The sequence below is a fragment of the Embleya sp. NPDC059237 genome (assembly GCF_042754105.1).
Classification (GTDB): domain Bacteria; phylum Actinomycetota; class Actinomycetes; order Streptomycetales; family Streptomycetaceae; genus Embleya.
Map to the genome: position 1 here is coordinate 21,376 of NZ_JBHZAE010000018.1, position 16,650 is coordinate 38,025.

At 71.1% G+C, this 16,650-nt stretch carries 12 protein-coding genes and 1 riboswitch; of the genes, 2 read left to right on the forward strand and 10 right to left on the reverse strand.

The window, feature by feature from the left end:
- Positions 1–489: 489 nt before the first annotated feature.
- The 6 genes from ACFXKZ_RS39815 to ACFXKZ_RS39840 all read right to left on the reverse strand — a co-directional run bounded on the left by ACFXKZ_RS39815 (position 490) and on the right by ACFXKZ_RS39840 (position 6,715).
- Positions 490–1,002: a hypothetical protein gene (locus ACFXKZ_RS39815; RefSeq protein ID WP_380008682.1), complete on the reverse strand. Its 513-nt coding sequence runs from the start codon at positions 1,000–1,002 to the stop codon at positions 490–492.
- Positions 1,003–2,358, reverse strand: a complete 1,356-nt coding sequence (locus tag ACFXKZ_RS39820; protein WP_380008685.1) for an ATP-binding protein — start codon at positions 2,356–2,358, stop codon at positions 1,003–1,005. It lies immediately after the preceding gene.
- Between the two features lie 66 nt (positions 2,359–2,424).
- Complete coding sequence (locus tag ACFXKZ_RS39825) at positions 2,425–3,936, reverse strand: SCO6880 family protein (RefSeq protein WP_380008688.1); 1,512 nt, start codon at positions 3,934–3,936, stop codon at positions 2,425–2,427.
- Entirely contained in the window at positions 3,936–5,273 is a 1,338-nt protein-coding gene (locus ACFXKZ_RS39830; RefSeq protein ID WP_380008691.1) for a hypothetical protein, read from the reverse strand. The genes ACFXKZ_RS39825 and ACFXKZ_RS39830 overlap by 1 nt, the downstream gene beginning before the upstream one ends.
- Positions 5,263–6,075 carry a hypothetical protein gene (locus ACFXKZ_RS39835; protein ID WP_380008694.1) on the reverse strand — a complete coding sequence of 271 codons (813 nt, stop codon included), beginning with the start codon at positions 6,073–6,075 and terminating at the stop codon, positions 5,263–5,265. The genes ACFXKZ_RS39830 and ACFXKZ_RS39835 overlap by 11 nt, the downstream gene beginning before the upstream one ends.
- A 316-nt stretch (positions 6,076–6,391) precedes the next feature.
- Positions 6,392–6,715: a hypothetical protein gene (locus ACFXKZ_RS39840; protein WP_078979333.1), complete on the reverse strand. Its 324-nt coding sequence runs from the start codon at positions 6,713–6,715 to the stop codon at positions 6,392–6,394.
- A gap of 235 nt (positions 6,716–6,950) precedes the next feature.
- Between ACFXKZ_RS39840 and ACFXKZ_RS39845 the strand changes: the two genes are divergently transcribed.
- On the forward strand, positions 6,951–8,141 hold the full coding sequence (locus ACFXKZ_RS39845; protein ID WP_380008697.1) for an NlpC/P60 family protein: 1,191 nt from the start codon (positions 6,951–6,953) through the stop codon (positions 8,139–8,141).
- A 153-nt stretch (positions 8,142–8,294) separates the two neighbouring features.
- Positions 8,295–10,322, forward strand: a complete 2,028-nt coding sequence (locus ACFXKZ_RS39850; protein ID WP_380008700.1) for a PIG-L family deacetylase — start codon at positions 8,295–8,297, stop codon at positions 10,320–10,322.
- Between the two features lie 282 nt (positions 10,323–10,604).
- On the opposite strand, the gene ACFXKZ_RS39855 is transcribed toward ACFXKZ_RS39850, so the two are convergent.
- The 4 genes from ACFXKZ_RS39855 to rfbC form a co-directional block, all read right to left on the reverse strand.
- On the reverse strand, positions 10,605–11,954 hold the full coding sequence (locus ACFXKZ_RS39855) for a transglycosylase family protein (protein WP_380008703.1): 1,350 nt from the start codon (positions 11,952–11,954) through the stop codon (positions 10,605–10,607).
- A gap of 4 nt (positions 11,955–11,958) precedes the next feature.
- Positions 11,959–12,180: riboswitch (cyclic di-AMP (ydaO/yuaA leader) on the reverse strand.
- A gap of 519 nt (positions 12,181–12,699) precedes the next feature.
- Positions 12,700–13,668 (reverse strand): UDP-glucose 4-epimerase GalE, encoded by a 969-nt coding sequence (gene galE, locus ACFXKZ_RS39860; RefSeq protein WP_380008706.1) that lies wholly within the window; start codon positions 13,666–13,668, stop codon positions 12,700–12,702.
- Positions 13,669–13,814: 146 nt separating this feature from the next.
- Positions 13,815–15,767 carry a cell wall-binding repeat-containing protein gene (locus tag ACFXKZ_RS39865; protein ID WP_380008709.1) on the reverse strand — a complete coding sequence of 651 codons (1,953 nt, stop codon included), beginning with the start codon at positions 15,765–15,767 and terminating at the stop codon, positions 13,815–13,817.
- A gap of 270 nt (positions 15,768–16,037) precedes the next feature.
- Positions 16,038–16,646, reverse strand: a complete 609-nt coding sequence (gene rfbC / locus ACFXKZ_RS39870) for a dTDP-4-dehydrorhamnose 3,5-epimerase (protein WP_380008712.1) — start codon at positions 16,644–16,646, stop codon at positions 16,038–16,040.
- Between the last annotated feature and the right edge of the window lie 4 nt (positions 16,647–16,650).

A 16,650-nucleotide genomic window follows, 5' to 3' on the forward strand; every position in this document is an offset into this window, starting at 1 on the left:
GTAAGCGAGATCGGCCGCGAGTCTCGGCCCGGCCGGTGTGAGGGAGGCTGGGCACAAGCCAAACGTGGACGGGACCAACTCCAGCCCGGCCGGCGTTTGAGGCCAATCGACGCAGGCGAGAACGGGCGCACGGCGAAACGCGGACGGGACTTAGCCCTTCAGCCCGGCCGGCGTTTGAGGCCACCCGGCGCAGGTGAGAACGGGCGCGAGCCGACGGGATCTAGCCCTTCAGCCCGGCCGGCGTTTGAGGCCAACCGACGTGGGCGAAGACGGGCGCACGTCGAAACGTGAACGGGACCTACCCCTCAGCCCGGCCGGCGCTTGAGGCCAACCGGCGGGGGCCGAGGGGGCGGCTCGCCGGAGTCGTCGGCGGGGCCATGTGGCCGCGAGCATGGTGGGTCGGGCCGATCGTCGGGTGACCCTACGGCCACGCGGCGACCAGGCCCGGCCACGAATAAGGGCGCTTCCCGTGTGGGGCGTGCGGGTGCATCATTCCCCGTTCGGGAGCTGGTGATTCCGCTTTGGGGTGGGGGAATTCGGGGATTCCGGTGGGGTGTTGGCGGGCTGCGTGGGGGTTGGATCCGCAGCCCTCTCCGTCCTTGCGGCTGCCGGTGCCTCTGCTCGCCGTTGCAATCGGCGTAGCCACCACCGCAATACCCACGCCGCCGCGGTCAGCAGGAGCAGCCACAGCAGGCCGAATGCCACCCAGAATGCGGTGGGGGAGGGGAGTTGGCTCGGTGGGGTGTCCGGCCAGGCTTGGGCGAGGTCGTCCGGGTGGGTGAAGAGCGGGTGTACCGCCAGCGCCGAGCCGTGGTACGTGACCCGGTCCGGCCAGTCCTTGCCGGATCCGAGCGCGGCCAGCCCCGTGGACAGCCATATCACCGTGGTGCCGGCCACGAGCAGCAGCAGCCCCGCGAGCAGCAGGCCGTCCGGTACGCCCCGCGACGGCACCCGCCCCGGGGTGGGCTCGCGCGGTACCGGCAGCCGTCCCGACCCCGCCATCTACGCCGCCGGATCGTCGGCCAACGCCGCCTCGGCCCGTACCCGTTCCTCCACCGCGTCCTCGGTCATCGCCCGGTCCGTGTAGACCATCGGGCGTTCGGTGTCGGTGATCAGGTGCTTGACCACCTGTACGTTGCCGTTCACGTCCCAGACCGCGATGCCCGGGGTCAGCGTCGGGATGATCTCCACCGCCCATCTGGGCAGGCCGAGCACCTTGCCCGTGGCGCGCGCCTCGTCCGCCTTCTGCATGTAGACGGTGCGGGTCGAGGCCATCTTCAGGATCGCCGACGCCTCCTTGGCCGCCGCCCCGTCGACCACGTCGGAGAGGTGGTGTACGACCGCCACGAAGGACAGGCCGAGTCGTCGGCCGAACTTGAGCAGGCGCTGGAAGAGTTGGGCCACGAACGGGCTGTTGATGATGTGCCAGGCCTCTTCCACCAGGAAGATGCGCTTGACCCGGTCCGGCCGGATCCAGGTGTGCTCCAGCCACACCCCCACGATCGCCATCAGGATCGGCATCGCGATCGAGTTCCGGTCGATGTGTGAGAGGTCGAAGATGATCAGTGGCGAGTCGAGGTCGATGCCGTCCGTGGTCGGGCCCTCGAACATGCCCTTGAGGTCGCCGTCGGTGAGGCGGTCGAGCACGAGTGCCACGTCGAGGCCCCAGACTCGGACGTCCTTGACGTCCAGGCTGAGCAATTCGCACGACTCCGGCGTCGGATTGCGCAGCGCCTCGACGATGTCCGGGAGAATCGGCTGGCGTCCCGACACGGTGCGCATCACGTGCGTGTGCGCGGCCTTGAGCGCGTAGCCCGCCCGCTCCTGGAGCGCGTGGCCCATCGCCACCTCGATGATCGTGCGCAGCAGGGCCAGCTGGCCGGTCACCGCGATCGCCGGGTCCAGCGGGTTCAGCCGCACCGCGTCGCCGGAGAGGTCGTTCGGGTCGAGCCGGATCGGCTTGACCCCCAGCGCCTCGGCGATCAGGTTCCACTCGCCGACGCCGTCCTCGCCCTGGGCGTCCAGGACCACCACTTGGCGGTCGCGAAAGCGCAACTGGCGCAGTACGTACGTCTTCTCCAGAGCCGACTTGCCGTTGCCCGACTCGCCGAGCACCAGCCAGTGCGGCGCGGGCAGTTGCTGGCCGTACAGCTGGAACGGGTCGTAGATGTAGCCCTTGCCCGAGTACACCTCGCGCCCGATGATCACGCCCGAGTCGCCGAGCCCGGGCGCGGCGGTCGGCAGGTAGATCGCCTGGGCCTGGCCGGTGGACGTGCGCACCGGCAGGCGCTGGGTCTCGCCCCGGCCGAAGATCATGCCGGAGAAGCCCTGGGTCAACGTGGAGATCAGACCCGGCATGCGCTCACCCCTTCCCGTCCCGGGCGGCCGAACCGCCCGCACTCGCCGCGGCCGAACCGCCCGCGCTCACTTGCGGATACCCGTCGCGAACGGCAGCGTGTTGACGAACGCGCGGTGTTGCTCGCGGTCGCACCACTCCAGCTTGAGGAAACACTTGCCCGCCGAGGCCCGGATCGTGCGCTTGTCCCGGGAGAGCTGGTCCGGATTGCGCGAGGACACCGTGATGTAGCCGACGATGTTCACCCCCGCCGCGCCCCCCGCCAGGTCCTCGCCGCGCTGGTCGACCCGGCCCGTGTGGGCCATGTCGCGCGGGTCGACCACCCGGTTCATCTTGGCCGCGCGCGCCGCGTCGGCGTCGTCGTTGGTCTTCTCGGTGAGCATGCGCTCGATCGCGACGTCGGTCGGCTCCAGGTCCATCGTCACCGCGACGGTACGGATCACATCGGGGGTGTGCACCAGCAGCGGGGCGAGGAAGTTGACCCCGACCGGGGTCAGCGGCCATTCCTTGATCCAAGCCGTGGCGTGGCACCACGGTTCGGCCGAGTCCGACTCGCGGGTCTTGGCCTCCAGGTAGTTCGGATGCGTCGCGTCCAACTCGGCGGGCCACGCGTAGCGGGCCTGCATGCCCTCGAACGCGTCGATCTGGTGCTCGGGGTCGTACATCGAGTGGATCAGCGAGGCCAGCCTGGCCTCGTTCAGCGGCTGCCGCACCCGGATGTCGGCCTCGGTCAACCGGGCGCACACGTCGGTGAGTTCGCGCGCCATCACCACGCCGATGCCCTTGTCGCCCTTGCCCATCACGTTCGCCTCGGCGGCCAGCTCGCGCGTGTAGTGCATGCACGCGATCAGGTAGGCGCGGTGCTGCTCGGAGGAGGTGGACACCATCGACTGCAACTGCTCGTACGAGTCCTGCACCCACGCCGGCGCCCGGTGATCGCCGCGCCGGGCCACGTCCTTGGCGTGCGCGTCGGGGTCGGCCGGCAGCGTGCGGGCCAGCACCTGGAGGCGGGTGACGAAGCCGTCGCCGTTGGCCACGTGCTTGAGCAGCGTGCCGAACCGCTCGACCAGCGCCTCCTGGTCCTCCGAGTCGCGCAGCCCCACGCCCGGGCCCTCGATCTCGATCGCGGCGGTGACGGTACGCCGCTCCAGGTGCATCAGCACGGTCAGATCGTCGGGACCGAACGGCACACTCGCCCAGGCCACCCGGCCGACCCCGGGCGGTGCGCCCACCGCGACGCCCTGACCCGTCAGCTTGGTGCCCGCCTCGGTGACCGCCGAACGATACTTCGCGCCCCGCTTGATGGTGCGCTTGTACGTCCGGTTGATCTCCCACCATCGGTAGAACGTGCGCTTCTTGTACGGCATGTACACCGCGGCGAAGGCGAGCAACGGGAAGCCGACCAGACCCGCGATGCGCAGCACCAGGATCGGCACCACCAGGCCCCAGAGCAGCGCGAGGCCGCCGGCCGCGATGATCAGGAAGATCTCGCCGGGCTCGCGGTTCTTGCCGATGACCGCGGTGGGTTTGGCCTTGCCGATCAGGAAGGTCCGGCGTCGGGCGACCGGTTGCGTTGTCATTACTCTTTACCGTTCCTCGCGTGAGGCGTTGCCGCGGGACTGGCCGTGGGCGGTTGGGTCGGCGTCGGAGCCGGAGCGCCGCCCGATCCCCCGCCCCTGGTGCCATGGGCCGCAATGCCCGACGATACGGCGTTCGCGGTCACCGGGGCAGAGCCTGCGCCGGAACCGGTCGATCCGCGCGAGGCGTGTGCCTGGATGCCCTGCTTCACGTACGTGGCCGGTCCGTTGACCGCCGAGGCCGGTCCGGACGACTGCATCGCCTTGCGACTGCTGTGCAGCGCGGCCATGTCGTCGCCGATGCTGGGCACGAACCGGTAGATGAGCACACTCGCGAAAATGGAGAGGAACAGGATCGCCAGGCCCGAGAGCACCGCGGAGAACGCGTCGTCCTTGCCGCCCGTGGAGACCGCGGTGGCCAGGCCGAGGACTATCACGATCACCGGCTTGGCCAGCAGCACCGCGATCATGATCCCGGCCCAGCGCCGCACGTGGTGCCACATCGCCTTGTCCACCAGGCCCGAGTACACCGCGGTGCCCAGGATCGCGCCGACGTACAACATCGCGGCGCGGACCAGGAGTTCGACCCACAACACGGCCGCCGCCGCCATCGACAGCAGCGACACGAAGATCAGCATGACCGGGCCGCCGCCCAGATCGCTCGCCGGATCGAGGGCCTTGGAGAAGCCGCCGAGGAACTTGTTGGTGTCCTGTTGGGTGCCGGTTGCGATGGCCGCGGTGATCGCGTCGGTCATCGAGACGGCCAGGTACAGCACCAGCGGGGTGAACGCGGAGGCGATCACCGCCAGCCACAGGTAGCCGATCGCCTCGCTGATCGCGGTGCCTATCGGGACGCCGCGCACGGCGCGCTTGGCCACCGCCAGGATCCACAGGATCAGGGTGAGGAAGGTGGACGCGGCGAACACCACCGCGTACTGGCGCAGGAAGCCCGGGTTGGTGAAGTCGACCTGGGTGGTGTCGTTGACCGCCCCGGCCAGCTTGTCGATGATCCAGGTGGCCGCGTCGGCGCAGCCCTTGGCGATCGAGCCGAGCGGGTCGGTGACCGTGCCGAGCGGGCCCGAACCCGGCGCGCCCGGGCCGCCGTTGTTGCAGATGTCCTTGGCGGGGCCGGTGAGCAGGTCGCACTCCGGCTTGCTCGCCGGCGCGCTGGGGCTCGTGGAGGCGCCGGGAGAGGCGCCGGGAGAGGTGGTGGCGCCGGGTGTGGGGTCGGCCCACACGCGGGTGGCGCCGAGCACGAGGAGGGCCTGGAGGGTGGCGAACACCCCGCCTGCGGTCAGGAATCGGGTGCGAAGGCTGCGGCGTTCCCGGTCAGCGTGCATGGCGCAATTCCCCGAACTCCCCGTCGGCCTTGGCGATGTCGTTGGCGCCGGACGGATCCTGCAGTCCGGCCACCGGCGTCGGACCCTCCTTCTGGCTGAACTCGGTCAGTTTCCAGTCCCCGTTCACCCACGACAGACGCATCGTGGTGGTGTTCCACGCCTCGGCCACGGGCTTGGTGGAGTCGGCCCCCGCCAACCCCACCACGCCTACGCTCCACACCTCGACGGTGGCCGAAGCGGGGGTGTAGGCAATGGACTTGGTACCCATCGGCACGGCCCGGCAGACGAACGTGCGCCCCTTGGGTGCGGTGCCGTCGGGTTGGAGGCCGAACACGGTGGTCTGCGCCCGGAACGCCTGGTCGGCCCGGGCAAGCAGGCCGTCGCGCACGGCCGGATCGGTGATGGTGGTGATGATCGCCGTGCGCGGCTGGGCGCGGAACATCCGCGCCGAACCGTAAGCGACAACGAAGTTGGCCGCGGCGGACTGGGCGCCCTCGGCGGTCTGCGGATAGCCGACGGGCACACCCGACTCGGTGCGTTCCGGCACCTGCGCGGCGGACAACGGCGGTCCGCCCGCCGGGGCTTCGGGCGCGGCGGAGGAACTTTTCGCGGTGTCGTCCGCGCCGCCCTTGTCGCCGTCGTCGGAGCGATTCGCGGCGAAGAGCAGGGACAGGATGACCACGGCGATCACCACCACGACGCCGATCCCGGACAGTATGGGGTTGCGCCTGGGCTCCGGACCCTCCGGTGAGGTGGTGGGTCTGGGCAGGCGGGTACGCGTGGCGGGTTCCTCGTCGCTCATGGCCTGTCCCCCCTTACCGCGGCAGGCCGGACGTTGCGGACGACCTGCGCGCACAACACAGTCCCCGACGGCCGAGCGCCGCGGGGTTCGGTTGCAGCCGGAACGATCTTCCCAGATGGGCGGTCATACCGGTGGCACCGCGCTGTTGCGTGAACACAGGCTCGATTGTCCGGGAAAGGAACCGGAATTGCTGCTGTGCCCCGAATGCGGAATGGGGCATTCCGTTTTCGGGGCGCACGACGCGCCGAAGTGCGCCGCGCCCGGGATGAAACACCACGGGATTCGCCACCTTGGGGACGGCAGGGTGCGAACCGGTCTAGATCGCCATTCCGTACACAATCGTGAACAGCGTCCCGAGCGATCCGATGATGAACACGCCGGTCAGACCGGCGATGATGAGGCCCTTGCCCTGCTCCGCGCTGAACGTGTCGCGCATCGCGGTCGCTCCTATGCGCTGCTTCGCCGCGCCCCAGATCGCGATCGCCAGGCACAGCAGCAGCGCCACGGCCATGATCACCTCGACCATGATCCGGGCCTCGCCGCCCAGCCTTGCGAACGGGCCCCAGTTCGGAGCTATCCCGCCGATGATCGTATTGATGTCGCCGTTGCCGCCGTTGCCTTTGCCTTCTGCAAGAAACACGTTTTTCACCGCCCCCGAGGTCGGGCTTTGGTTGCCTGTCGTCACATTCGACGGCAGGAGTGGGTCGTTCGTTTATTGTGCTGTGGGGAAGCCGATCGGGCTACCACCTCGGCAAGTGTGTCTGCTCACTGTGTGTATCACGGGTGATTGCGCAGAGCAATCACGGCGCGCACAATGAGCTTCGGAGTGTCCGTCGCGGCCCCGCCCGGCCGCGGAGAATCGGGGGGTATCCGCGATGCGCAAAGCCTGGGTCGCCGGTGGCATCGTATTCGCGATTCCCTTCGGTCTGGTCGGCCTGCTCACGGTGGGGGTCGGCGCGATGCAGTCCGCCTCCGGCAGCCAGACCGGCGCCGGTGGCACGATGGCGCTCGCCCCCGGCACGGTGCCGGCCGCGTACGCGTCCTCGATAGACAAGTGGGGGCGGTTGTGCCCGGAGATCTCGCCGGCGCTGCTCGCCGCGCAGCTGTACCAGGAGAGCGGCTTCGACCCGAAGGCGGTCAGCAACGTCGGGGCCCAGGGCATCGCCCAGTTCATGCCCACCACCTGGCCGGAGTGGGCCACCGACGGCAACGGTGACGGCCAGGCGAGCCCGTGGGATCCGGCCGACGCCATCCCGGCCGCCGCGCGCTACGACTGCTCGCTCGCCAAGTACGTCGCCTCCGTGCCGGGGGATCGCACCAACAACATGCTCGCCGCGTACAACGCGGGCGCGTACCGGGTGATGCAGTACAAGGGCATCCCGCCGTACACGCAGACCCAGGACTACGTGAAGAACATCCGGGCCCTGGAACAGAGTTTCGGCGTGGTCCAGACGCCGCTGCAGCCGATGGCGCTTGCCGCCGGCGCGGTCAACTGGGCGCAGACCAAGCTCGGCACGCCCTACCTGTGGGGCGGCGAGGGCACCGCCGCCGACGGCGGCCGGTTCGACTGCTCGGGGCTGACCCAGGCCGCCTACGAGACGGTGGGCATCACGCTGCCCCGGGTGGCCAACGACCAGTGGAACGCCGGCCGGCACCCCTCGCGCGACCAACTCCTGCCGGGCGACCTGGTGTTCTTCGCCACCGACCTGCGCGACCCGCGCAGCATCCACCACGTGGGGATGTACGTCGGCAACGGCCAGATGATCCACGCGCCGTACACCGGCACGGTGATCAAGTTCGGCCCGATAGACAAGCCCGACTACATCGGCGCGACCCGGGTCACCCCCGAGGGTGCCAAGTCGCTGCCCGACCGCAGCCCCGGCTCGGCGAACAACGACTCGGGCGCGGGCAGTCCGGCCGCCGACCCGGGCAAGACCACGACCGGGAACGCGAGTTCGACGGGCGCGGGCAAGGCGGGGAGCGCGGCCGGCGCCCGGACGCAGCCGCGACTGCCCGCCGCCGACCGGCCGCGCGAGGCGACCGCGGGCGACACCCGCGCGCGCTGACGGGCGGGGCTCGCCGCGCCGCGCGGTCGAGCCGGGTGCGGCCGGGGACGGGCGAGCGGCGATGATGGGGCCGGTCCGCCCTGGGGCAGACGACGCGACCCGATCCGCCGATCTGCGCGGGACGGGCCCCGACGGCAGAAAGGCCCGGCCGAGATGGCGATGATCCCCGGCACCGGCAGATTCACCGCCGTGGCCGCCGTGCTGGCCGCCGCGTTCACCGCCGCGGTGGTACAGCTGACCGGCCCCTACGGATCGCCGACCCGGTACGCGCCGACCCTGCCGATCGGGATCGAGGCGCTGGCCCCGGCGCCCGGTGTCGGCGGCGCGGTGATGCAGGTGGTGGCCCACCAGGACGACGACCTGTACTTCATGAACCCCGACATCGACCACGCGGTGCGCGCCGGCACGGACAACGTGACCGTCTTCCTCACCGCGGGGGAGGCCGACGGCCGCAACGGCCCCGGAAGCCGTCCGGATGTGCGGGCGTACGCGGCGGCGCGCAACAACGGCTCGCGCGCCGCCTACGCGTTCATGGCGCTCGGGGACCGCACGGCGCGCTGGGAACGCCACAGCATCCGCCTGCGCGACGGCGCGCACGCCGAATTCGACCGCCTCGTCGACGCGCCCAACATCAAACTGGTGTTCCTCAACACCCGCAAGGAGGAGGGCATCGGCGCGAACGGGCGGCTGCGCACCCTGTGGAACGGACAGGAGCGCGAACTCGACACGCTGGCCCCGCTCGACGAGCCGGCGGGCGGACCGTACGCGTACACCCGCGACGGGCTGATCGGGTCCCTGACCGACCTGATGCGGGCCCAGGCGCCGACCGTGGTGCGCACGCTCGACCCGGACCCCGATCGCCAAAAGCACGACGACAAGCACCCGGCGCACGCCGACAACCACGGCGTCTCCGACCATCAGGACCACACCGCCGCCGCGCGGTTCACCTGGGAGGCGCTGCGCCGCTACAACACCGACCGGCCCGCCGGGGCCGCCGCGGCGATCGCGTATCGCGGCTACTACAACGAGCGTTGGCCGCACAACCTGGAACCGGCCGCCCGCGAGCGCAAGGACGCGATCACCCGGGTCTACGGCTGGACCGACCGCGAGCACCACTGCCCGGGCCGGGCGGACTGCGGCGACCTCAAGGTGCGCGACACCGCGTCCCGCAGCAACTGGCCGCAGAGCACCACCTACCGCTTCCCCGACCCGGGCCCCAGACCCGTGCTCGGCGCGGACGGCCGATCGAGCGCCTGGTCGGTGCTCGGCGGCCGGATCACCCGCTGGGCCGAGGACGGCACGGGCGTCTGGTCCGCCGCGCGCGACCTCGGCGCCCCCGGCGACGGCGAACTCGCCCCGGCCCCGGCGGTGGTGCGCACGGCGGACGGGCGGATCCGGGTGTTCGCGCTGCGGATCGGCGGCGCGGACCGGGCCGATCGGGACCGGCTCGCGATCGTCACCGCGATCGAGTCGGCGCCCGGCGGCGACCTGGGCCCTTGGCAGGACCTGGGTGGCCCGGACGGCGGCGCGACGGGCCTGGGCCCACCGGTGGTGCAAGCCGACGGCGCGGGCGGGCTGCACCTGTTCGCGCGCGATCGGGCCAAGGGCATCGGCACGCGGTACCTGCCCGCCGGGAGCACGGTGTGGTCGCCGTGGCGCGACCTCGGCGGCGCCGAGATCGTCGAGGGCCCGACCGCGGTCACCCGCCCCGACGGCCGGGTCACCGTGTTCGGCACGGCCCGCGAGGGCATCCGCGCCTGGGACGTGGTCGGCGACCGGCCCGGCTCGCCGCGCACGATCGCGGCGGATCACCCGGTCGGGCCGCCCGCCGCGTCGGTGGGCGCCGACGGCCGGGTCACGGTCGGCTACCGGCGGGCCGGGACGGCGGAGATCGCGGGCACGACCGAGGCCGGTCCCGACACGTGGGTGCCCACGGCCACGCGCACGGCCGGGGCCGGCTACGAGCCGCTGTGGCAACTGCCCCGCCCCGACGGCACGCTGCTCACCTCGACCCGGGACGCCGAGGGCCGCCCGGTGGTGCTCGGCGCGACCCCCACGCCGCTCGTGCTCGACGACCGCCCGACCCCGAACGGCCCGACCACCACCCTCGACGGCGCGGGCCGACCGCTCGCCCTGTGGCTCGACCCGACCGCCACCCTTCACACGGCCCGCCTGCCCTGAACCCCCGGCACCCCAACCCCCGGCACCCCAACCCCCGGCACCCCAACCCCCGGCACCCGAACCTCGGCGCCTGAACCTCCGGCACTCGAACCCCCGCGCCTGAACCCCCGGCACCCGAACCTCGGCGCCGGAGTCGTCCTACGCCCCGGGACTGCCATCCACCCGCCCCGCGCGTCCCCCTGCCCCCGCCGCCGCCCGCCCCGCGCCCGCGCGGCCCGCACACGCGAACGGCGGGCGCCCCCCGAAGGGGACGCCCGCCGTTCGGCGCGGGAGTGCGGTGGATCAGACGTTCACGCCGTGGCTGCGCAGCCACGTCATCGGGTTGACCGCGGAGCCGTAGTTCGGCGTGGTGCGGACCTCGAAGTGCAGGTGCGGGCCGGTGACGTTGCCGGTCGCGCCGGAGAGCGCGATCTTCTGGCCGGTCTGCACCTTCATCCCGGCCTTGACCGAGATCGAGGACAGGTGCGCGTACTGGGTGTACTTGCCGTCCGCGTGGCGGATCACGACCTCGTTGCCGTACGCGCCGCCCCAGCCGGCCGAGACGACCGTGCCGGAGGTGACCGCGCGCACCGTGGTGCCGGTCGAGACGGCGAAGTCCTGGCCGGTGTGGTGGCCGCTGGACCAGCGCGACCCGCCCGAGCCGAAGCTCGCGGTCAAGGTGGCGCCGGAGACCGGGGCGACATACGAACCGGAGGCCTGCTCGGAGCCCTTGGCCGGGGAGTCGGCCTTGGTGCTCTCGGTCTTGACCGTGGTCTTCGGCGCGGCGGCCGGCTTGACCTCGGTCTTGGCCTCGGCCTTGGGCGTCTCCGCCTTCGGCGCCTCGGCCTTGGGCTCGTCCTTGGTTTCGGTCTTGGTCTCGGCGGCCGGCGCGGCCTTGCCGTCGACCTTCAGCTGCTGGCCCGGGAAGATCAGGTCCGGGTTCTCGCCGACCACGCTCTTGTTGGCCTCGTACAGCTTCGGCCAACCGCCGGGCACGTTCCGGGCGTTCGCGATCTGCGACAGCGTGTCGCCGGCGACCACGACGTAGGAGTCGCCGGCCGCGTCCGTCTTGGCGGTCGTCTCGGCCTTGGGCGCCTCGGTCTTGGGAGTCTCGTCCTTGGGCGCCTCGGTCTTCGGCGCCTCGCTCTTGACCTCGATCTTCGGCTTGGCAGTCTCGGTCTTCGGCGCCGGCTTGGCGCTCTCCGTCTTCGGGGCCGTCTTCGGCGCGGTCTTGCCACCCGCCGAGCCCGTGTCGAGGTCCGGAGCGGCACCGCCGCGGGTCAGGCCCGCCTTGACGGAGCAGACCGGCCAGGCGCCGGGGCCCTGGCTCTTGAGCACCTTCTCGGCGATCGCGATCTGCTGGCTCTTGGTCGCCTGGTCGGCGCGGGCGGCGTACTGCGAGCCGCCGAACTCGTTCCAGGTGCTCTGGGTGAACTGGAGGCCGCCGTAGAAGCCATTACCGGTGTTGATCTTCCAGTTGCCCGTGCTCTCGCACTGGGCGACCTTGTCCCAGGTGCTCACGGACGCGGCCTGAGCCGTGCCCGCCCCGATGATCGGCATGGCGACGCCGACACCGGCGACGCCGGCCGCGGCGATCAGACGCGTGGTCCTGCTGGTGCTGCGACGGCGATGACGCCCGGTTCCGGACAGCATGGCTGGATCCTCTCCCACGCCTACGAGGTGAGCTGTCGGATTCGGGCCGGAGATCGATAGCCCGGCCACGTCCCGAAGAACGTGGCTTCACCCCAAGCCGTTCACGGCCGCCGACCGTCTCGATCGGTGCCGTGTGCGGCGGTTCACCTGTGGTTCCCCCGCTCCTGTCGTGTGGTGCTCGTCAGCCTCCCGAACGGCCGGCGACAGGATTCGGCGTACCGGCGATCGGGGTCCGTGTGGGATACGGACGGATCGAACGCTAAGCAGGCCCCGCCGAAGATCACAAGTCTGTGTCGGATAGAAGCCGATTATCCGTTTTGCGGTTGAGCGCAATGTAGATGATCCCTTACGGAAAGGACCGTAGTTGGCGTTCCGTGGTGGATTCGGCCGGATCGGGTGACAGAGAACCTTGATCGAGCCTCATATGGATCACCCGAAAATGATCACCGAAGTCCCGTTCGTCACAGGCGCATCGCGCGTCTCGGGCCCGGAATCGCGCCATTACCCATCGGCGCACCCGTCTGCACTCGGAGCCGGAGTGATTCGGCCCACAGGACAAAAGCCCCAAGTCCGATTCATCCCGGCGCACTTCACCCCACGCACTCCCCGCGACGCCGACTCGCCGGCCGGCGTCGCATCGAGGCGTTCGGAGCACACGAAAGCACTCGGGGTGATTCGGGAGCACAGGACGCGCGGCACACGTTCGGCCGGCCCGGCGTTCACCACGTGGCGCGTCCCGCGCCCGTCACCCGCGCCGCGCCCGCCACCCGGTCCACGCGCTCTCCACCATGTCGGAGACGTCCAGGCGAGCCTTCCAGCCCAGTTCGGCCGCGATCCGCTCGGCGCTCGCGACCACCCGGGCCGGGTCGCCGGCGCGCCGGGGCAGCGTCTGGGGCGCGAACTCGCGCAAACCGGTGACCTCGCGGATGAGTTCGACCATCTCGCGGACCGAGGTGCCCCGACCGCGGCCGACGTTGAGCACCAGGCGGGTGTCCGGGTCGGCGGCGAGCCGGCGGGCGGCGGCCACGTGCGCCTCGGCCAGGTCCACCACGTGGATGAAGTCGCGCACACAGGTGCCGTCGGGGGTGTCGTAGTCGTCCCCGTAGATCACCGGTGCGCGGCCGGCCGTCAACTTCTCCAGCACCATCGGCACGAGGTTGGACACACCCGCGTCCGCGAGCTCCGGCGCGCCGGCGCCCGCGACGTTGAAGTAGCGCAGGCAGGCGTAGGAGATCCCGTGCGCCCGCGCGGTGGCCGCGATCAGCCACTCGCCGACCAGCTTGCTCTCGCCGTACGGGTTGATCGGCAGACACGGGGTGTCCTCGTCGACCAGGTCCACGTCGGGCATGCCGTACACGGCGGCGCTGGAGGAGAACACGATCCGGGGCACCTCGGCCGCGACCATCGCCGCGAGCAGCGTGCGCAGACCCTCCACGTTCTCCTCGTAGTAGTAGAGGGGACGCGCGACCGACTCGGGCACCCGCTTCTTGCCCGCGATGTGCACCACGCCGTCGAAGATGTGCGCGCCGAACAGCTCGTCGAGCAGCGCCCGGTCCAGCACGGAGCCGATCACCACCGGGATCGTGTCCGGCACCAGCTCGCGGACCCCGGAGGAGAGGTCGTCGACCACGACGACCTCGTCCCCGGCCGCGACGAGCCCGCGTACGACATGCGTTCCGATGTATCCGGCACCGCCGGTGACAAGCCACTTCATGTCGAGACCCTAACCGGATGGACCGCTTCGGGGGCGTTTCGCCCGTGCCTCACCGCCGCCGGGACGGGCCGAGGGCCCCCGACGGGACATGTCGTGTCCCGCCGAGGGCCCTCGGTGTGTCGCGGTGTTGCCGTGGTGTCGTGCGGTCAGCGCTTGGTGTGCCGCTCGACGTCCGAACCGGCCTGCGGACCGGTGCCGCTCGCCGGGCCGTTCACGGCCGGGCTGCCGGGCTTGTCCGCCGGCGCGGCGCGCAGCGCCTTGCCCGCGGGCGGCTCGACGCCGTTGTACATCGGTACGTAGGTGTACTGACCGGGGAGCCCGATCTGGTTGCCGGCCTGGTCCACGATCGGCGCGTTGAGCGCCGACTCGCCGCCGACCAGGACCACGGAGGAGAGCGAGGCGCCGTTGTCGTAGAGGTACCAGGAGCTGGCCGGAGCCAGGCTGTCCTCGTCGGTGAGCAGGATGGGGCCGAGCCCGGCCATCATCGCGCCGCCGGTGAGGGCGTCCTGCCAGGTCATGGTGGTGGCCAGACCCACGGTGCGCGGGGCGGCGAACCAGAACCGGCCGAGCTTGGCCGCGGTGTCGGCCGCGGTGTTCCCGGCGACCGCGTAGTACTCCGCGCCGTCCGGCCAGGACGGCAGGTTCGCCGACAGCAGCGCGCGGTCGGCCGGCCCGCCGACGGTGATCACGTTCGTGGTGGCGGGGTTGATCGCGTTCAGGTAGGACTCGGTCACGGCGGGCATGTTGTCGCCCGCGCTGTAGACGACCACGCTGTCCTTGGTGCCGCCGGCCGCGGCACCCGCCGAGAGGCCGTCGTAGTAGTCCTCACCGGTGACCACGAACACGTTCTTCGGGGCCGGGTTGGTCTCGCGGGCGATCGCGATCCCGGTGTCGTACATGGTGGCACCGGCAAGCCGCTTGGGCGTGAAGCCCCACTGCCGCAGATCGTCCTCGTAGTTGGTGCTCAGCGCGTTGATCCCGCCGAGGATGTAGACGTTGGAGCCGGGACGCAGGGTGCGCGTCAGCTCCTCGTACAGACTGCCCGGTCCGCCCCAACTGCCGAGCAGCAGCGGACCGTTCTTGGCGCCCGCGAGGGCAGCGCCGGACAGGCCGTCGTAGAAGTAGTCCGTCCGGCTGATGACCGCCGAGTCGGCCTGCCGCAGCCCCGAGGAGGTGTCGCCGACCGAGGCCCACTTGAACTTCGAGTTGGCGATCGCGGTGTCGTGGGCGGTGTCGCCCCAGACCCGATAGACGCCCTCCTTGCGCAGGGGCTGCCACGAGGCCTGCCAGAAGTTCGCGGCGACCCGCTTCGCGTTGTCGCCGTTCTTGTCCATCACCCAGGTGTCGCTGCCCTTGCCGTAGGCGATCCTGGTACCCGACGGGGAGAAGCTGGGCAGCGAGACGGAGGCGTCGGTGTCGGCGCTGAGCTGCTTGGGCTGACCACCGGTCGTGTCGACGCTGTACAACCGGCCCGTGTTGGCCACGACGCGGACGAAGACGACCGTCTTGCCGTCGGGTGAGATGTCGGGAGCGCCCGCGTCGTCGGCGATCTTGGCGGTCGCGCCGTTCGTCGCGTTGTACGACCAGACCGAGGTGTCCGTGCCGCACCCGCGCTGGAAGACGTACATCCACTGCGAGTTCGCCGACACGTAGCGGTCGCAGGAGGCTTGCCCCTCGAACGCCGGCACCGGGGTGCCGTTGCCGTCCGAGAGCACCCGATACGCCTTGGGCGCGGAGCCGTTGAGGGACGCGGTGAAGTGGATGTAGCGCCCGTCGGGCGAGAACCGAGGCATCACGACCTGCTGGACGGAGGCCCCGGTGAGTTCGATCGGGTGGGCCCCACCGACCCGGGCGACCTGGAGCCGGTCGCCTCGGACGAACGTCACGTGACTGCCGTCGGGCGAGTACGACGGGAACAGGCCGTCACCGAGCCCGAGATCGACCGAGGTGCCGTCGACCCGACGGGCCTCGAGGTGATTCGTGGATGTCGTGGTGCCGGCGATGACGCCGTCCCCACCGCTGAGCGCGGCCTGGGCGGACGTCGGTACCAGCGCCACCAGCATGCCGCCGGCGAGCGCGCTCGCCGACAGCAGTGCCATGGAACCGCGGAGCGTGCGGATCTTCAAAAAAGGTCCTCCCGAGGAGGGTGATCCGACATCTCCACGCGGGTACTTCCGGCGGGGACACGAGTTCCGCGCGTGGTGTGGTCGAGTCGGATCACCAACGATGGAACGACGAATCCGGGCCGGGTACCCCCCCCGCGGCATCGGGTCGTCGTCGCGCAGACACTATCGCCGCGCGACGACACCCACCAGACGTTTAGACGGGGCCCCGACGCCCACCTCTGCGCGCTCCCACCGGGAGGGCGACTACGGGGAAACCTCGCCCAACGACTCGGTGAATCGGCGGCATTGCTCGTAGTCGGGCAGCAACCCGTCGCGCAGGGCCTCGGCCAGCGTGGGCGCGGCCAGATCCCGCTCGGACAATTGCGCGGCGCCCACCGTCGGCCAGGCGATGGCCAGGTCCGGGTCGAGCGGGTGCACGGCGTGCTCACGCGTGGGCGCGTAGGTCTCCGAGCACAGGTAGCTGAGCGTCGCGTCGTCGGTCAACGCGCAGAAGCCGTGTCCCAGGCCCTCGGAGATGTACACCGCCTGCCGCTCGGTGTCGTCCAGCCGGACGCCCTCCCAGGTGCCGAACGTCGGCGAGCCCACGCGCAGGTCGACCACCACGTCCAGGACCGCGCCGCGCACGCAGGTCACGTACTTCGCCTGCCCCGGGGGCACGTCCGCGAAGTGGATCCCGCGCACCACGTCGCGCGCCGACACCGACATGTTGGCCTGCGCGAGCCGGAGGGGGTGTCCCACCTCCTCGGACAGCAGATCGAAGCGGTACCACTCCATGAACATGCCGCGAGCGTCCCCGTGTTGCCGGAAGTTGATCTCCCAGGCGCCCTCGATCGAGAGGGGGCGGAACTTCATCTGT